Source organism: Streptomyces calvus (genome assembly GCF_006782915.1).
GTDB classification, from domain to species: Bacteria; Actinomycetota; Actinomycetes; order Streptomycetales; family Streptomycetaceae; genus Streptomyces; species Streptomyces calvus.
The window spans coordinates 564931-578028 of the sequence record NZ_VCNP01000056.1 but is presented as its reverse complement, the minus strand read 5'-3'; the positions used below and the strand labels follow the sequence as shown (position 1 = coordinate 578028).

Below are 13098 nucleotides of genomic sequence, written 5' to 3'. Positions count from 1 at the left end.
CGTGGCCGACAGGACAGGACAACGCACCGTGCCGGAGACGACCCGCCGCACCGACCGCCTCCCCGGGAACCGCTACGGCAACCGTCCGACGATGAAGGACGTGGCCGCCCGCGCGGGGGTCGGACTCAAGACGGTTTCGCGGGTGGTCAACGGCGAGCCCGGGGTCACGCCGGAGACGGAGCGCCGCGTCCAGGAGGCGATCGAGGCCCTGGGCTTCCGCCGCAACGACAGTGCCCGGGTGCTGCGCAAGGGCCGCACCGCCAGCATCGGGCTGGTCCTGGAGGACCTCGCGGACCCCTTCTACGGGCCGTTGAGCCGCGCGGTCGAGGAGGTGGCCCGCGCGCACGGCGCCCTGCTGATCAACGGCTCCAGCGCGGAGGACGCGGACCGGGAGCAGGAGCTGGTGCTGGCGCTGTGCGCCCGTCGGGTGGACGGGCTGGTGGTCATCCCGGCCGGCGACGACCACCGCTATCTGGAGCCGGAGGTCAAGGCGGGTGTCGCCACCGTCTTCGTGGACCGGCCGGCCGGGCACATCAAGGCGGACGTCGTGGTGTCGGACAACTTCGGCGGCGCCCGCGACGGCGTGCGCCACCTCATCGCGCACGGTCACCGCAGGATCGGCTTCATCGGCGACATGCCGCGCATCCACACCGCGGCCGAGCGGCTGCGCGGCTACCGCACCGCCATGGAGGACGCGGGCATACCGGTCGCGGACTCCTGGATGTCCTTGGGCGCCACCACGCCCGAGCGGGTGCGGCGCGCGGCGGAGGAGATGCTGTCCGGGCCGGAGCCGGTCACCGCGATCTTCACGGGCAACAACCGGGTGACGGTCACGGTCATCCGGGTGCTGGCCGGGCACGCGCGCCGGGTCGCCCTCGTGGGCTTCGACGACATCGAGCTCGCCGATCTGCTGGAGCCGGGGCTCACGGTGGTGGCGCAGGACGCGGCGGCTCTCGGCCGCACCGCCGCCGAGCGTCTGTTCCGCCAGTTGGACGGCACCCTGCTCACACCGGAGCGCATCGAGATCCCCACCCGGCTGATCGCCCGCGGTTCCGGCGAACTGCCCCCGGCGGACTGAGCGGGCGGTGGTTCCGCGGGCGCCCGCCGTCCCGCCCCGGCGCGGGTGCACGGGGCGTCAGCAGTTCGGCAGTCCGGGCACCGGTGCGTCGTTGCTGCCGCCCTGGATGTAGACGTCGCTGACCCACACGCCGGTGTTCCCGCTGTCGTCGTCGGTGCGGGCCCACCAGACGTTGGTCCACTCGCCGTGCGTCTCGCGACGGCCGAGGTTCTGCTGGCAGTAGAAGTAGTTGGTGCCCGCGTTGAGCACGCCGGCCTCGGTGCCGGAGGCGGTGTAGGAGGTGGCGGTGCGCCAGACCTGGCAGTTGTACGTGCCGTCGCCGACGGGGTGACAGGCCGGGGTCTCGCTGGTCGCGCCGCCGTCCGGGACGCTGCCGGCGCCGTCGCCGTCCTCGCCGGAGGTGCCGCTGTCCGGGGTCTTCCGGGCGGGGGGCGTGGTGCGGCCGTCGCCCGGGGTGTCGTCGGCGTCCTGCTTGCCGCCCGCCTTCTCCGACGGCGCTCCGCCGTCGTCCGTGCCGGGTGCGGGGCTCATGCGGCGGCCGGCGTCCGTGTCGCCGGACGACGTGGGAGCGGCCGGCGTGTCGGTCCGGGTGCCGTCGGCGTCGGTGCGGGTGCCGTCCGAGTCGAGGACGGCGACCGCGACCCCGGCGCCGGCGAGGACCGCGGTGACGGCCAGGGCGGCGAGCAGCGCACGGCCCTTGCGGCGGGAACGCGGGCGCGTGCTCATCGGACCGGTAGGGGCGGAAGCGGCGTCGGGGGCCGGGTGCGCGTCGGGGCCCGCGGAGCCGAGCCCTGCTCCGGACTGTTCCGGCCGTTGCGGCGGGCCGAAGCCGGGCGGCACCGCGGGCACACCGAGTTCGGTCTCCGTGCGGCCGGGCGGGGGCACGGGCCGGCGCAGGGTGGTGGTCGGGGTGTCCACGCCGGCGGCGACGGCCGCCAGCAGTGCGTGGGCCTCCGCCGCCTCGGGGCGGGACTCGGGCCGTTTGTCCATCAGCCGTCCGAGGACGGGCGCGAGCGGGCCGGCGCGGCGTGACTCGGGGAGCGGCTCGGTGACGATCGCGGTGAGGGTGGAGAACGTCGACGTGCGGCGGAACGGCGAGGCGCCTGCCACGGCGGCGTAGAGGGTGGCGCCCAGGGCCCACACGTCGGAGGCGGGTCCGGGGACGGCGCCCTGGGCGCGTTCGGGGGCGAGGTAGTCGAGGGAGCCGACGATCTCGCCGCTGCGGGTGAGGTGGGTCGCCGAGCCGTCGCCGGGGTCCTCCATGGTGGCGATGCCGAAGTCGGTGAGGACGATCCGGCCCGAACGGTCGAGCAGGATGTTGCCGGGCTTCACGTCGCGGTGCAGCACCCCGGCCCGGTGGGCGGCGGCCAGCGCGTCCATCACCTCGGCGCCGACGCGGGCGGCCTCGACGGGATCGAGGGTGCCGCGGTCGCGGAGCACGTCGTCCAGGGACGGCCCGTCGATCAGCTCCATGACGATCAGCGGGCGGCCGTCCACCTCGGCGATGTCGTGGACGGCGATGACGCCGGGGTGGCGCACCCTGGCCGCCGCGCGTGCCTCGCGCTGCATCCGCAGTCCCAGGTCGGCCAGTTCGGGACCGGCCGCGTCGGTGTAGGTGCGCAGTTCCTTGACGGCCACCTCGCGGCCCAGGACCTCGTCCACCGCTTTCCAGACGACGCCCATGCCGCCGCGCCCGAGCTGCGCGGTGATCCGGTAGCGGCCGGCCAGCAGCCGCCCGGCCCCGTCCGGCTGTCCGTACTCCCCCGTCGTCACCGTTGCCCCGTTCCTGTGACACCACTCACCGACCGTGTGTGGCGTACAGCCTAAGGGGCGTCGGTGACGGGTCCGGGCGGGGCGTCGTCGGGCTCCCAGCGCAGCAGGTCTCCGGGCTGGCAGTCGAGGACTTCGCAGAGCGCGGCGAGGGTGGTGAAGCGGACCGCCTTGGCGCGGCCGTTCTTGAGCACCGCCAGGTTGGCCGGTGTGATCCCGACGCGTTCGGCGAGTTCGCCCACGGACATCTTCCGCTTGGCGAGCATCACGTCGATGTCGACGGCGATCGGCATCAGACCACCCCGGCCAGTTCGTCCTGCATCCGTGAGGCCTCGGCGTCGCGGTCGACGGCCTGGGCCAGCAGCATCCGCAGGACGAGTACGACGAGTGCGATGCCCAGCGCGGCCAGGCCGGCCCCGCCGAGCAGCAGTACGACGCCCGGGGCCACGGCCTCGCCGGGGGCGAGGAGCGTGCCGAGGGCGAAGACCAGCAGGGCGGCGGCGACGAAGGCGCCGATGACGATGTGCACGTAGCGGAAGGCGGCGTGGGAGAAGACGGTCCCGCGCCGCACCATCGTCACCAGTCGCCAGACGCAGACGAGGACCGTCTGCGCGGCCAGTACGACGAGTACCACGACGAGCAGGATCGGCACGCGCAGCGAGGAGTGGGCGGCGTCCAGCCCTTCGAGGTCCCGCGCGAGCAGGGGCACCATCACGCCCTGTACCGCGAGGGAGCCCGCCAGCAACGCCACGATCACGGCGCGCAGTGCGAGCACGGTCAGTTGTCCCATCGCCCCTCCTTCTCCCGAAGCACGATGGAAATCTATCGACATTCGATAGGTGAGGCAAGCCGGGGCGGGCGCGGTCCGTGGCCGGCCCCCGGCTACCGCGCCGTGGCCGTCAGGTCGCCGCGCCGGGGCGAGGCGAAGCCCTCCAGGTCGGCCCGGGTCAGGCCGGTCTGCCGGGCCACCTCGGCGGGGTCCAGGGCGCCGCAGTCCAGGCCGCGCAGCAGGTATCCGGCGAGGGCCTTGGCGGTGGCGGGCTCGTCCATGACGTCGCCGCCGGCCCGGTCGACGTACCGGGCGAGACGGGCGGCCGCCCGCTCGAAGCCCTCGCGGTAGAAGGCGAAGACGGCCGCGTAGCGGGTGGGCAGGTGGCCGGGGTGCATGTCCCAGCCCTGGTAGTAGGCGCGGGCCAGGGCGCGGCGGGTGAGTCCGTAGTGCAGGCGCCAGGCGTCGTGCACCTTCTCGGTCGGCCCGACGGGCAGGACGTTGGTGGAGCCGTCGCAGACCCGTACCCCGGTGCCCGCCGCGGCGACCTGCATGACGGCCTTGGCGTGGTCGGCGGCCGGGTGGTCGCTGGCCTGGTGTGCGGCGGAGACGCCGAGGCAGGCGCTGTAGTCGAAGGTGCCGTAGTGCAGTCCGGTGGCGCGGCCCTCGGCGGCCTGGATCATGCGGGCGACGGTGGCGGTGCCGTCGGTGGCGAGGATGGACTGGCTGGTCTCGACCTGGATCTCGAAGCCGATGCGGCCCGGCTCGAGGCCGCGGGTCTTCTCGAAGGCGTCGAGCAGCCGGGCCATGGCGGTGACCTGCTCGGCGTAGGTGACCTTGGGCAGGGTGAGCACCAGTCCGTCGGGCAGGGCGCCGGCCTCCAGCAGTCCGGTGAGGAAGATGTCGAGGGTGCGGATGCCGCGGTCGCGTACGGCGGCCTCCATGCACTTCATCCGGATGCCCATGTACGGGGCCGCGGTGCCGTCGGCGTACGCCTCGGCGATCAGCCGTGCGGCGCGGGCGGCGGCCTCGTCCTCCTCGGCGTCGGGCCGGCTGCCGTAGCCGTCCTCGAAGTCGACGCGCAGGTCTTCGACCGGTTCGCGCTCCAGCTTGGCGCGGACGCGGGCGTAGACGTCGTCGGCCAGCGTCTCGTCCAGGCCGAGGGCGGCGGCGAAGGCCGGGGCGTCGGGGGCGTGTTCGTCCAGCGCGGCGAGCGCCCGGTCGCCCCAGTCGCGGAGGGTGTCGGCGGTGAAGGCGTCGCCGGGGACGTAGACGGTGTGGACGGGCTGGCGGGTGCCCGGGTCGCCGGGGTAGCGGCGCTCCAGCTCGGCGTCGACCGGCGCGAGGGACGCGCCGATCTCCTCGGCGACGGCGCCCGCGAGACTCGTCGTCACCCGCTCCTGCTGCCCCTGGCCCATTCCACACCCTCCAAATTCCACGATACGAAATCAATCTTTCGTTGAAATGAAGTTATCGGGCGTCTCCCCGCAGGTCAACACCCCCAGTGTCCCGCCGCGACCGGCCCCGGCGACGGACGAGGCCCCCGCGACCGGTGCGGTCGCGGGGGCCTCGTACGGGCGGGGAGGGATCAGCCCTTGCGGGCCTTGATCTCCTCGGTGAGCTGCGGGACGACGTCGAACAGGTCGCCGACGACGCCGTAGTCGACCAGCTCGAAGATCGGGGCCTCGGCGTCCTTGTTGACGGCCACGATGGTCTTCGAGGTCTGCATGCCCGCGCGGTGCTGGATCGCGCCGGAGATGCCGGAGGCGATGTACAGCTGAGGCGAGACGGACTTGCCGGTCTGGCCGACCTGGTTGGTGTGCGGGTACCAGCCGGCGTCCACGGCGGCGCGCGAGGCACCCACGGCGGCACCGAGCGAGTCGGCGAGCGCCTCGATGATCGCGAAGTTCTCCGCGCCGTTGACACCGCGGCCACCGGAGACCACGATCGCGGCCTCGGTCAGCTCCGGACGGCCCGTCGACTCGCGCGGCGTGCGGCCGGTGACCTTGGTGCCGGTCGCCTGCGCGGAGAACGTCACCGACAGGGCCTCGACCGCACCGGCGGCCGGAGCGGCCTCCACGGCGGCCGAGTTCGGCTTGACCGTGATGACCGGGGTGCCCTTGGAGACACGGGACTTGGTGGTGTAGGACGCGGCGAACACCGACTGCGTGGCCACCGGGCCCTCGTCGCCGGCCTCCAGGTCGACGGCGTCGGTGATGATGCCGGAGCCCAGGCGCAGCGCCAGACGGGCGGCGATCTCCTTGCCCTCGGCGGAGGACGGGACCAGCACGGCGGCCGGGGAGACGGCCTCGTGGGCGGCCTGGAGGGCGTCGACCTTCGGCACGACCAGGTAGTCGGCGTACTCGGCGGCCTCGTGGGTGAGGACCTTCACCGCACCGTGCTCGGCCAGCGTGGCGGCGGTGTCGCCGGCGCCGTTGCCCAGCGCGACGGCGACCGGCTCGCCGATGCGGCGGGCCAGGGTCAGCAGCTCCAGCGTGGGCTTGCGGACGGCGCCGTCCACGTGGTCGACGTAGACGAGAACTTCAGCCATGGGACTTCTTCTCTCCTGCTTGCGAAGTATGAGGGGCGGGAAGCGAGTTGAGCCTCGTGGCTCAGATGAACTTCTGGCTCGCGAGGAACTCGGCGAGCTGCTTGCCGCCCTCGCCCTCGTCCTTGACGATCGTGCCCGCCGTACGGGCCGGACGCTCGGTCGCGGCGTCGACCGTGGTGTAGGAGCCCTCCAGGCCGACCTCCTCCGCCTCCAGGTCGAGGTCGGACAGGTCCCAGGACTCCACCGGCTTCTTCTTGGCCGCCATGATGCCCTTGAAGGACGGGTAACGGGCCTCGCCCGACTGGTCGGTCACCGACACGACCGCCGGCAGGGACGCCTCCAGCTGCTCGCTGGCCGCGTCGCCGTCACGGCGGCCCTTGACCGTGCCGTCCTCGACGGAGACCTCGGACAGGAGGGTCACCTGCGGTACGCCCAGACGCTCCGCGAGCAGTGCCGGAACGACGCCCATGGTGCCGTCGGTGGAGGCCATGCCGGAAATGACCAGGTCGTAGCCGGCCTTCTCGATGGCCTTGGCGAGGACCAGGGAGGTACCGATGGCGTCGGTGCCGTGCAGGTCGTCGTCCTCGACGTGGATCGCCTTGTCCGCGCCCATGGACAGCGCCTTGCGCAGGGCGTCCTTGGCGTCCTCCGGACCCACCGTGAGAACGGTGATCTCCACGTCGTCGTCGGAGTTCTCCGAGATCTGCAGCGCCTGCTCGACCGCGTACTCGTCCAGTTCGGAGAGCAGACCGTCCACGTCGTCGCGGTCGACGGTCAGGTCATCGGCGAAGTGCCGGTCGCCAGTGGCGTCGGGCACGTACTTCACGGTGACAACGATCCTCAAGCTCACGCCGGCTCTCCTACTGCATCGTCATTTCTGGCTGCCTGCCTCCAGGCAGCATAGGCGCCTGAAGCAGGCGGTCCCGGTCGGGGCGACCCACGCTCCGACCGAAATATTACTCGTCAGTACATCCAGTTCCTGCCCGCTAAGCAAGCGCTTTGAACTGTGACCTTCGCAACGCAGCGTAACCGGAACTCGACGGTGCCGCGAGCAGGGACGAGCCGGGCTCAGTCGCGCAGACCGCTGAAGCGCCCCTGGTGGTAGACGAGCGGGCGGCCGTGACCGGTGGGGTCGCCGGCCAGGAGCTCGGCGACCACGATCCGGTGATCGCCGGCCGGCACCCGGGCCACCACCTTGCACACGGTCCAGGCGGGCACGCCGTCCAGCACGGGGACGCCCTCGGGCCCCTCCCGCCAGGCGGTGCCCGGGCCGAAGCGGTCGGCGCCGCTGCGCGCGAACGTCGCCGCCAGCTCCCGCTGGTGCTCGCCGAGGACGTGCACGCCGACGTGGTCGCCCGCCGCGATGGCCGGCCAGGTGGAGCTGTGGGTGCCCACCGCGAAGGACAGCATCGGGGGTTCGGCGGAGACGGAGGCGAGGGAAGTGGCGGTGAAGCCGACCGGACCGGCCTCGCCGCGCGCGGTGATCACGGCGACGCCCGCCGCGTGCTTGCGGAAGACGGAGCGCAGCAGCTCGGGCGAGGCGAGGCGGGCGGTGCCGAGGTCGGACGTGGCCGTCATGGAACTGTCCTTCTGCGGGAGGCGACGAGCGGGTTCGCGGCTGCTCACCGGCCCGGCCGGCGCACGCGCGCGGCGGGCGCGACGGCCGCCGGGCGGCCGGGTACCCACCGGGGGCGAAGGGGTTCCGAAGGCATGGGGCCAGGCTGACGACGTGCGACCCGCGCAGTCAAGTCGGTCCCGTGAGGTGGGAGATGCCTCACCGCGACCCCGGCCGCCCTCACACGGCCTCCCCGAGCGCGGCGATCACATCGGCCTTGCGGGGCTGTCCGGTCGCGCGCCGTACGATCCGGCCGGCGGCGTCGAGGACCAGTACGGTCGGGGTCTTCACGACGTCCAGCCGGCGTACCAGGTCCAGCCGGGCCTCGGCGTCGATCTCCACGTGGGCGACGCCCGGGACCAGTGCGGCCACCTCGCCGAGCACCCGCCGGGTGGCCCGGCAGGGCGCGCAGAAGGCGGTGGAGAACTGCACCAGCGTGGCGCGTTCCCCGAGCGGGACGCCCAGATCGGCCCACGCCCCGCCCGCCGCCGCCGAGACCTCGCCCTCGTGTCCTCGCACCCGTCTCTCCCGCCGTGGACCTGTGTCAACGTCCTGCAGCGTGCCACGGCCCGGGAACATTCCCCGCTCCCGCGCGCAAAGGGCGAGGTGGGCCAGGGGGGCGGGACGTGACGAGAATCTCGCCGTCGGCGGGCGCCAGGGCTGGTTCACCGGCCGTTCTTCGGGCACCATCTGCGACAAGCCGTAAAACCTACGGCTGCGTAACTTCGACTGGGAGCCGCCTTCCCAGGCAGAGAAGGAAGGGTTCCACCCCGCCCATGGCAGAACTCGTCTACCGGCCCGTCGTCGGTTTCGCCCGCACGCTGTTCAAGGTGTGGGACCTCAAGATCGACTGCCGGGGTTCGGAGAATATCCCGCGCACGGGCGGCGCCGTGCTGGTGAGCAACCACATCAGCTACCTGGACTTCGTGTTCAACGGCCTCGCGGCGCTGCCGCAGAAGCGACTGGTGCGCTTCATGGCGAAGGAGTCGGTCTTCCGGCACCGCGTCTCCGGCCCGCTGATGCGCGGCATGAAGCACATCCCGGTGGACCGCGCCCAGGGCGAGGCGGCGTACGAGCACGCGCTGCGGTCGCTGCGGTCGGGCGAGATCGTGGGTGTCTTCCCGGAGGCGACGATCTCGCAGTCGTTCACGCTGAAGAGCTTCAAGTCGGGTGCCGCGCGCCTGGCGCAGGAGGCGGGCGTGCCGCTGATCCCGATGGCGGTGTGGGGCACGCAGCGGCTGTGGACCAAGGGTCATCCGCGCAACTTCAAGCGCAGCCACATCCCGGTCACCATCCGCGTCGGCGAGGCGATCGAGGCGTCCAAGGACAAGTACGCGGGTGCGATCACCCGGCAGCTGCGCGAGCGGGTGCAGGAGCTGCTGGAGGCGGCGCAGCGTGCCTACCCGGTGCGGCCCAAGGGCCCGGACGACACCTGGTGGATGCCGGCCCACCTCGGCGGTACGGCTCCGACGCCGGAGCAGGTCCGCGAGGCCGAGGCCCACTGACACCCGCCGGACGGCCGCCCCCGCGCCCTCGATAGGGTCCCCGTAACCAGGAACCGGCGTCCCGCACGCCGGTTCCGTACGTCGGCTGCGCTACGGGGGCGAAGGATGCGGCGCTGGATCGGGGTTGCGGCGGCGGCCGCGGCGGTCGTGGGACTGGGCGGCTGGATCGCCGAACCGTTCGCCCGGGACTGGTGGCTGGTGCGCACCGCCTGCGACGGTGCCCTGCCTGGGGACGCGGTGCGGCAACTCGCCGAGAACGGGTCGCACTTCGAGGACGCCGAGTCGACGACGTTCCGGGAGCTCGGCGAGTACCGGTGCAGGCTGTCCTTCGAGGGAGACGAACTCCGCAGCGACCTGGTGCTGCGGGTGGAGGCCCACACCGGGCGGGACCAGCAGGACCATGAGCTCCTGACGGCCCTGGGTGACAAGGGGCTCGCACCGCAGGCTCCGGCCCCCGCCGGACTGCCCGCGTTCGTCGACCGGTTCGGGTCCCTGCGGTTCCTGCTGCCCTGCCCGGCCCTGGGGAAGGACGACGACGGCCGCCGCCGCAAGCTGCTGGTGCGCACGCAGTTCGGGCAGGACGCGCTCTGGGGGCATCCGGCCGCGTACGAGACGGCCGTGGGCGTCGTCAACGGCGTGTCGAAGCGGCTGGGTTGCGGCGCCGAACCGCTGACCGCGCCCGGCGGTGACGCCGGACTCGCCGAACCGCAGGACGACCCGAAGACGGTCCCGCTCGCCGAGGCGGGCGGCACCGGCTGCGGCTGGCTGACCCGGGCGGGCCTTGCGGACGGGGCCGGCTGGCGGGTCGCGGACGGCGTCAACGACGCGGCTCCGACGGGCCGTTGCCTGGTGTACGACGAGTCGGCGGCGGACGGCGGCAGCGGTCACCGGATGACGTTCGTCGCCTGGTACGGCGACTGGAGCCGCCGTTTCGCCGCCGACGACAGCGGGCGGCCCCTCTCCCTGACGGCGACCGCCCGTTGCGACGGCGAGGCCGCGCAGTTCGCCGTGGACGCGTCGGACGGCATCCCGGGTGTGGGGCAGGAACGCAAGCGGGAGCTGCTGGAGGCGTTCGCCCGCGACCAGGTGGAGCGCCGGGACTGCTCCGGCCCCAAGGTGAGGTGAGCGGTCTCCCGCCGGAGTCCGCCCGGCTGTTCAGCCGGCCGCCCGCACATATGCGTTGTCGACGACCAGTTCCATCGCCGCCGCTCGTTCTGCGGGCACCTGCCGTGCCTCGGCCCACGCGTCGAGGACCGTGAGCAACTGGTGCCGCCCGTCGGTGAGTTCGCCGCTCAGCGGCCCGGACACCGGGCGGTCGGCGATGTCGCCCATGGGCGGGCGGGTGGTCAGGCGCTGCCCGGCCGGCCGGTAGGCGCCACGGGTGTGCTTGCGTACGGCCCGGTCGAAGGCGGCGAGGTCGGGGATCTCACCGTTCCGGGTGTGGACGACGCGGTGGCTCATCAGGGCGCCGATCCGCTCGGCGATGTCCTCGAGGTCGTTGTCGGGCCAGACGGTGTCCGGGGTGTCGTCGCGGTGACCGTCCGCGGGGCGGTCGTCGGGGTCGCCGCCTCGGGAGGTGAGGCGCTCGAGGTAGTGGGCGAAGTAGGCGCGCGCGGCGTCGTAGAGGATCGCGAACGCCTCGGGGTTCCTGGCCACCTTCCCGATCAGCCGGTCCGGGTCCGGTTCCGCGCCCGAGACGGGATCGGCGTACTCGAAGTCGGCGTGCGCCTCACCCGGGGCGAGGAAACGGCCGTACGGGGTGTGGCCGCTCTTGTCGGGTGCGGCCTGTGCGGAGGTCACGGCCGGGCCCGCGGCGTCCGTGGAAGGAGAGAGGTAGCGGATCTCGTCCACCACGTAGTCGGCGAGCATCCGTGCCAGGCCCGGCGCCATGCCGTCGGGCACCTCGGCCGACTCCAGGGCCGCGACGACGGCGTGGGCGGCACGCGCCTGCGCCAGCGTGTGCGCGGTGCCCGGGCGGTCGGCGCGGGTGGCGGCCTCGATGACCGCGCCCAGGGTCCGGGCGCCGTCGCCGCACGGGTTCTCGTGCGCGATCAGCTTGCGCACGGCCGGGAAGCGGGACAGGTCGGCGCCCGGGTCGAGGGCGCGGGTGGCGGCGGCCGGGTCCTCGGCGAGTGCGCGGGTGGAGGCGGGGACGTCCTGGCAGGGGGTGTCGTCGCCGGAGTCGGCCAGGACGAGGGGCACCGCGGTCGCGGTGGCGACCAGGGCCAGTGCCACGGCCGAGGCGAGCGGCCAGTGCCGTCTCGGCCGGGCGGACCTGCCCGGTCGGGTCTCCGGTCCGGCCTGCGCGCTCATGTCCCCGTCCCCCATGGTGGGCAGACTAGCGACCGTCCGGGACGGCGGGTTCGGCGGGGTGGACGGCGACCGATGCGCCGGGGCTGAACTTCTCCAGCAGGTCCGCGAGTTCGGCGGCCGCCTGCGTCACGTCGGCGACCGGCATCGGCGCCAGGCTCTCCAGCAGGAAGATGCCGGAGACCGTCTCCTCGGTGAGGCGGGTGCGCGGGCCCTGGCGCCAGTTCCAGCGGCGGCAGGTCACACCGGCGTCGTCGCGCCACACCACTTCGCCGGCGTCGGGGTGCTCTACGGTCTCCTCGCCGTCCGCGACGGTCACGAAGTCCTCCCGGCCGGTGGCGCGTACGAGCCGCATGCCGCCCTGGATGCGGTCGATGTCCTCGCCGCCCACCGGGATCAGGTGGGCGACGCTGATGGCGTTGTAGAGGTCGACGAGGAGGTTGATCCGGGGCAGGCCGGCCGGGGAGAGGGCCCGCTTGGCCAGCGCCTCGGCCGAGTTGCGGGTGCGGGACGGCTTCGAGCCGAACGCCGTGTAGGTCTCGCGCCAGGCCGCCATGTGCGGGTCCTCGTGCGGGGGCCGGCCGTCCAGCCGGGCGGCGAGGCGGCGGGCCGCGTCGTCGAGGAGGGCGGAACTCGCCTCCGTGCTCGGCCCGTTGACCAGGTCGTGGGCCTCGACGGCGACATGGGTGAAGCCGGGCGCGAGGGCGCGTACCTCGTCGGCCACGGTCAGGGTGAAGGTCATCGTCCGCCTTGGTCCGGGAGTGCGGTGGGGAGCGTCCGCCACAGGTGCGGCCGGTCGGCGGCGGCCCTGAGGGCGTGCAGTACGACCGGATGGGGTTCAGCATACAGGACCGGGTAGTCCATCTCATTGGACGACGGATCGGGGATGAAGGCCAGCCGCTCGCCCTGGAGGGAGAACCGCGCGTCCATTTGTTGCCGCGGGGGTCCTGCCGGTGCCAGGCCCCGCGGAACCGTACGGCGACCAGGCCGTGCACGACGCCGAGGTTCTGGTAGCAGAACGCGGTCGGGATGTCCTCGGCCCGCAGCAGCGCGGCCAGTGCGTGGGCCTTGGCGTAGCAGATGCCGGTGCCCTGTTCCAGGACGTCGGAGGCGCGCCAGGTCACGCGGAGATCGCCCGAGTCCTGCGAGTGGGCGATGGTGTCGCGCACGAACTCGAACGCCGCCCGCGCATACTCATACGAGTCGTTCACCTCTGCGGCGAGGCGCGCCGCCGTCTCGCGGACCCGGGGATGGTGATGGTCGATCACCTCGTTGGCGGCCAAATACGCGGAGAGGTCCGGAGTTTCCTGGATCAGCTGCATGACGCCAGAGCATAGGTATGGGTCGACCGGAGATCAATGAAATTCCGGTCGACCGCATAGCTATGCACTTGGTTCTAGGGTCTGTCGTTTGGATCAGGTCGGCTGGGAGACGCAGCGCTTCTCAGCCCACCCGAGCGGGGCGTGGTGCGTGCAGCTGCAAGGCGGAGGAGGGCGGCGA

At 73.1% G+C, this 13098-nt stretch carries 13 protein-coding genes and 1 pseudogene; 3 read left to right on the top strand and 11 right to left on the bottom strand.

Features of this window, described 5'->3' with window-relative positions:
* Position 1 precedes the first annotated feature (1 nt).
* Positions 2 to 1078, top strand: coding sequence for a LacI family DNA-binding transcriptional regulator (locus tag FGW31_RS30935; RefSeq protein ID WP_161175384.1), 1077 nt, complete (start codon positions 2 to 4; stop codon positions 1076 to 1078).
* Positions 1079 to 1135: 57 nt separating this feature from the next.
* Here FGW31_RS30935 and FGW31_RS30930 read toward each other — a convergent pair whose 3' ends face one another.
* The 8 genes from FGW31_RS30930 to FGW31_RS30895 all read right to left on the bottom strand — a co-directional run bounded on the left by FGW31_RS30930 (position 1136) and on the right by FGW31_RS30895 (position 8362).
* Positions 1136 to 2851 (bottom strand): serine/threonine-protein kinase, encoded by a 1716-nt coding sequence (locus tag FGW31_RS30930; protein ID WP_142196847.1) that lies wholly within the window; start codon positions 2849 to 2851, stop codon positions 1136 to 1138.
* A gap of 50 nt (positions 2852 to 2901) precedes the next feature.
* On the bottom strand, positions 2902 to 3141 hold the full coding sequence (locus tag FGW31_RS30925) for a helix-turn-helix domain-containing protein (protein ID WP_142196846.1): 240 nt from the start codon (positions 3139 to 3141) through the stop codon (positions 2902 to 2904).
* Complete coding sequence (locus FGW31_RS30920; protein WP_142196845.1) at positions 3141 to 3638, bottom strand: DUF2975 domain-containing protein; 498 nt, start codon at positions 3636 to 3638, stop codon at positions 3141 to 3143. The genes FGW31_RS30925 and FGW31_RS30920 overlap by 1 nt, the downstream gene beginning before the upstream one ends.
* Before the next feature lie 92 nt (positions 3639 to 3730).
* On the bottom strand, positions 3731 to 5035 hold the full coding sequence (locus FGW31_RS30915) for a DUF6986 family protein (RefSeq protein WP_142196844.1): 1305 nt from the start codon (positions 5033 to 5035) through the stop codon (positions 3731 to 3733).
* Between the two features lie 170 nt (positions 5036 to 5205).
* Positions 5206 to 6168, bottom strand: a complete 963-nt coding sequence (locus FGW31_RS30910) for an electron transfer flavoprotein subunit alpha/FixB family protein (RefSeq protein WP_142196843.1) — start codon at positions 6166 to 6168, stop codon at positions 5206 to 5208.
* A 61-nt stretch (positions 6169 to 6229) separates the two neighbouring features.
* Positions 6230 to 7018 carry an electron transfer flavoprotein subunit beta/FixA family protein gene (locus FGW31_RS30905; RefSeq protein ID WP_142196842.1) on the bottom strand — a complete coding sequence of 263 codons (789 nt, stop codon included), beginning with the start codon at positions 7016 to 7018 and terminating at the stop codon, positions 6230 to 6232.
* Positions 7019 to 7236: 218 nt separating this feature from the next.
* Positions 7237 to 7746, bottom strand: coding sequence for a flavin reductase family protein (locus tag FGW31_RS30900; RefSeq protein WP_142196841.1), 510 nt, complete (start codon positions 7744 to 7746; stop codon positions 7237 to 7239).
* Positions 7747 to 7963: 217 nt separating this feature from the next.
* Positions 7964 to 8362 (bottom strand): TlpA family protein disulfide reductase, encoded by a 399-nt coding sequence (locus FGW31_RS30895; RefSeq protein ID WP_373303358.1) that lies wholly within the window; start codon positions 8360 to 8362, stop codon positions 7964 to 7966.
* A 197-nt stretch (positions 8363 to 8559) separates the two neighbouring features.
* Here FGW31_RS30895 and FGW31_RS30890 point away from each other — a divergent pair, with 197 nt between their 5' ends.
* Positions 8560 to 9288, top strand: coding sequence for a lysophospholipid acyltransferase family protein (locus FGW31_RS30890; RefSeq protein WP_142196839.1), 729 nt, complete (start codon positions 8560 to 8562; stop codon positions 9286 to 9288).
* Positions 9289 to 9393: 105 nt separating this feature from the next.
* Positions 9394 to 10413 carry a hypothetical protein gene (locus tag FGW31_RS30885; protein WP_142196838.1) on the top strand — a complete coding sequence of 340 codons (1020 nt, stop codon included), beginning with the start codon at positions 9394 to 9396 and terminating at the stop codon, positions 10411 to 10413.
* 30 nt (positions 10414 to 10443) lie between these two features.
* Here FGW31_RS30885 and FGW31_RS30880 read toward each other — a convergent pair whose 3' ends face one another.
* From FGW31_RS30880 to FGW31_RS30870, 3 genes and pseudogenes are all read right to left on the bottom strand, one after another.
* Positions 10444 to 11616: a hypothetical protein gene (locus tag FGW31_RS30880; RefSeq protein ID WP_142196837.1), complete on the bottom strand. Its 1173-nt coding sequence runs from the start codon at positions 11614 to 11616 to the stop codon at positions 10444 to 10446.
* Between the two features lie 10 nt (positions 11617 to 11626).
* Complete coding sequence (locus FGW31_RS30875; RefSeq protein ID WP_142196836.1) at positions 11627 to 12340, bottom strand: B3/B4 domain-containing protein; 714 nt, start codon at positions 12338 to 12340, stop codon at positions 11627 to 11629.
* Positions 12337 to 12920 (bottom strand): annotated as a pseudogene (locus tag FGW31_RS30870) (transglutaminase domain-containing protein). The gene FGW31_RS30875 and the pseudogene FGW31_RS30870 overlap by 4 nt, the downstream one beginning before the upstream one ends.
* Positions 12921 to 13098 lie beyond the last annotated feature (178 nt).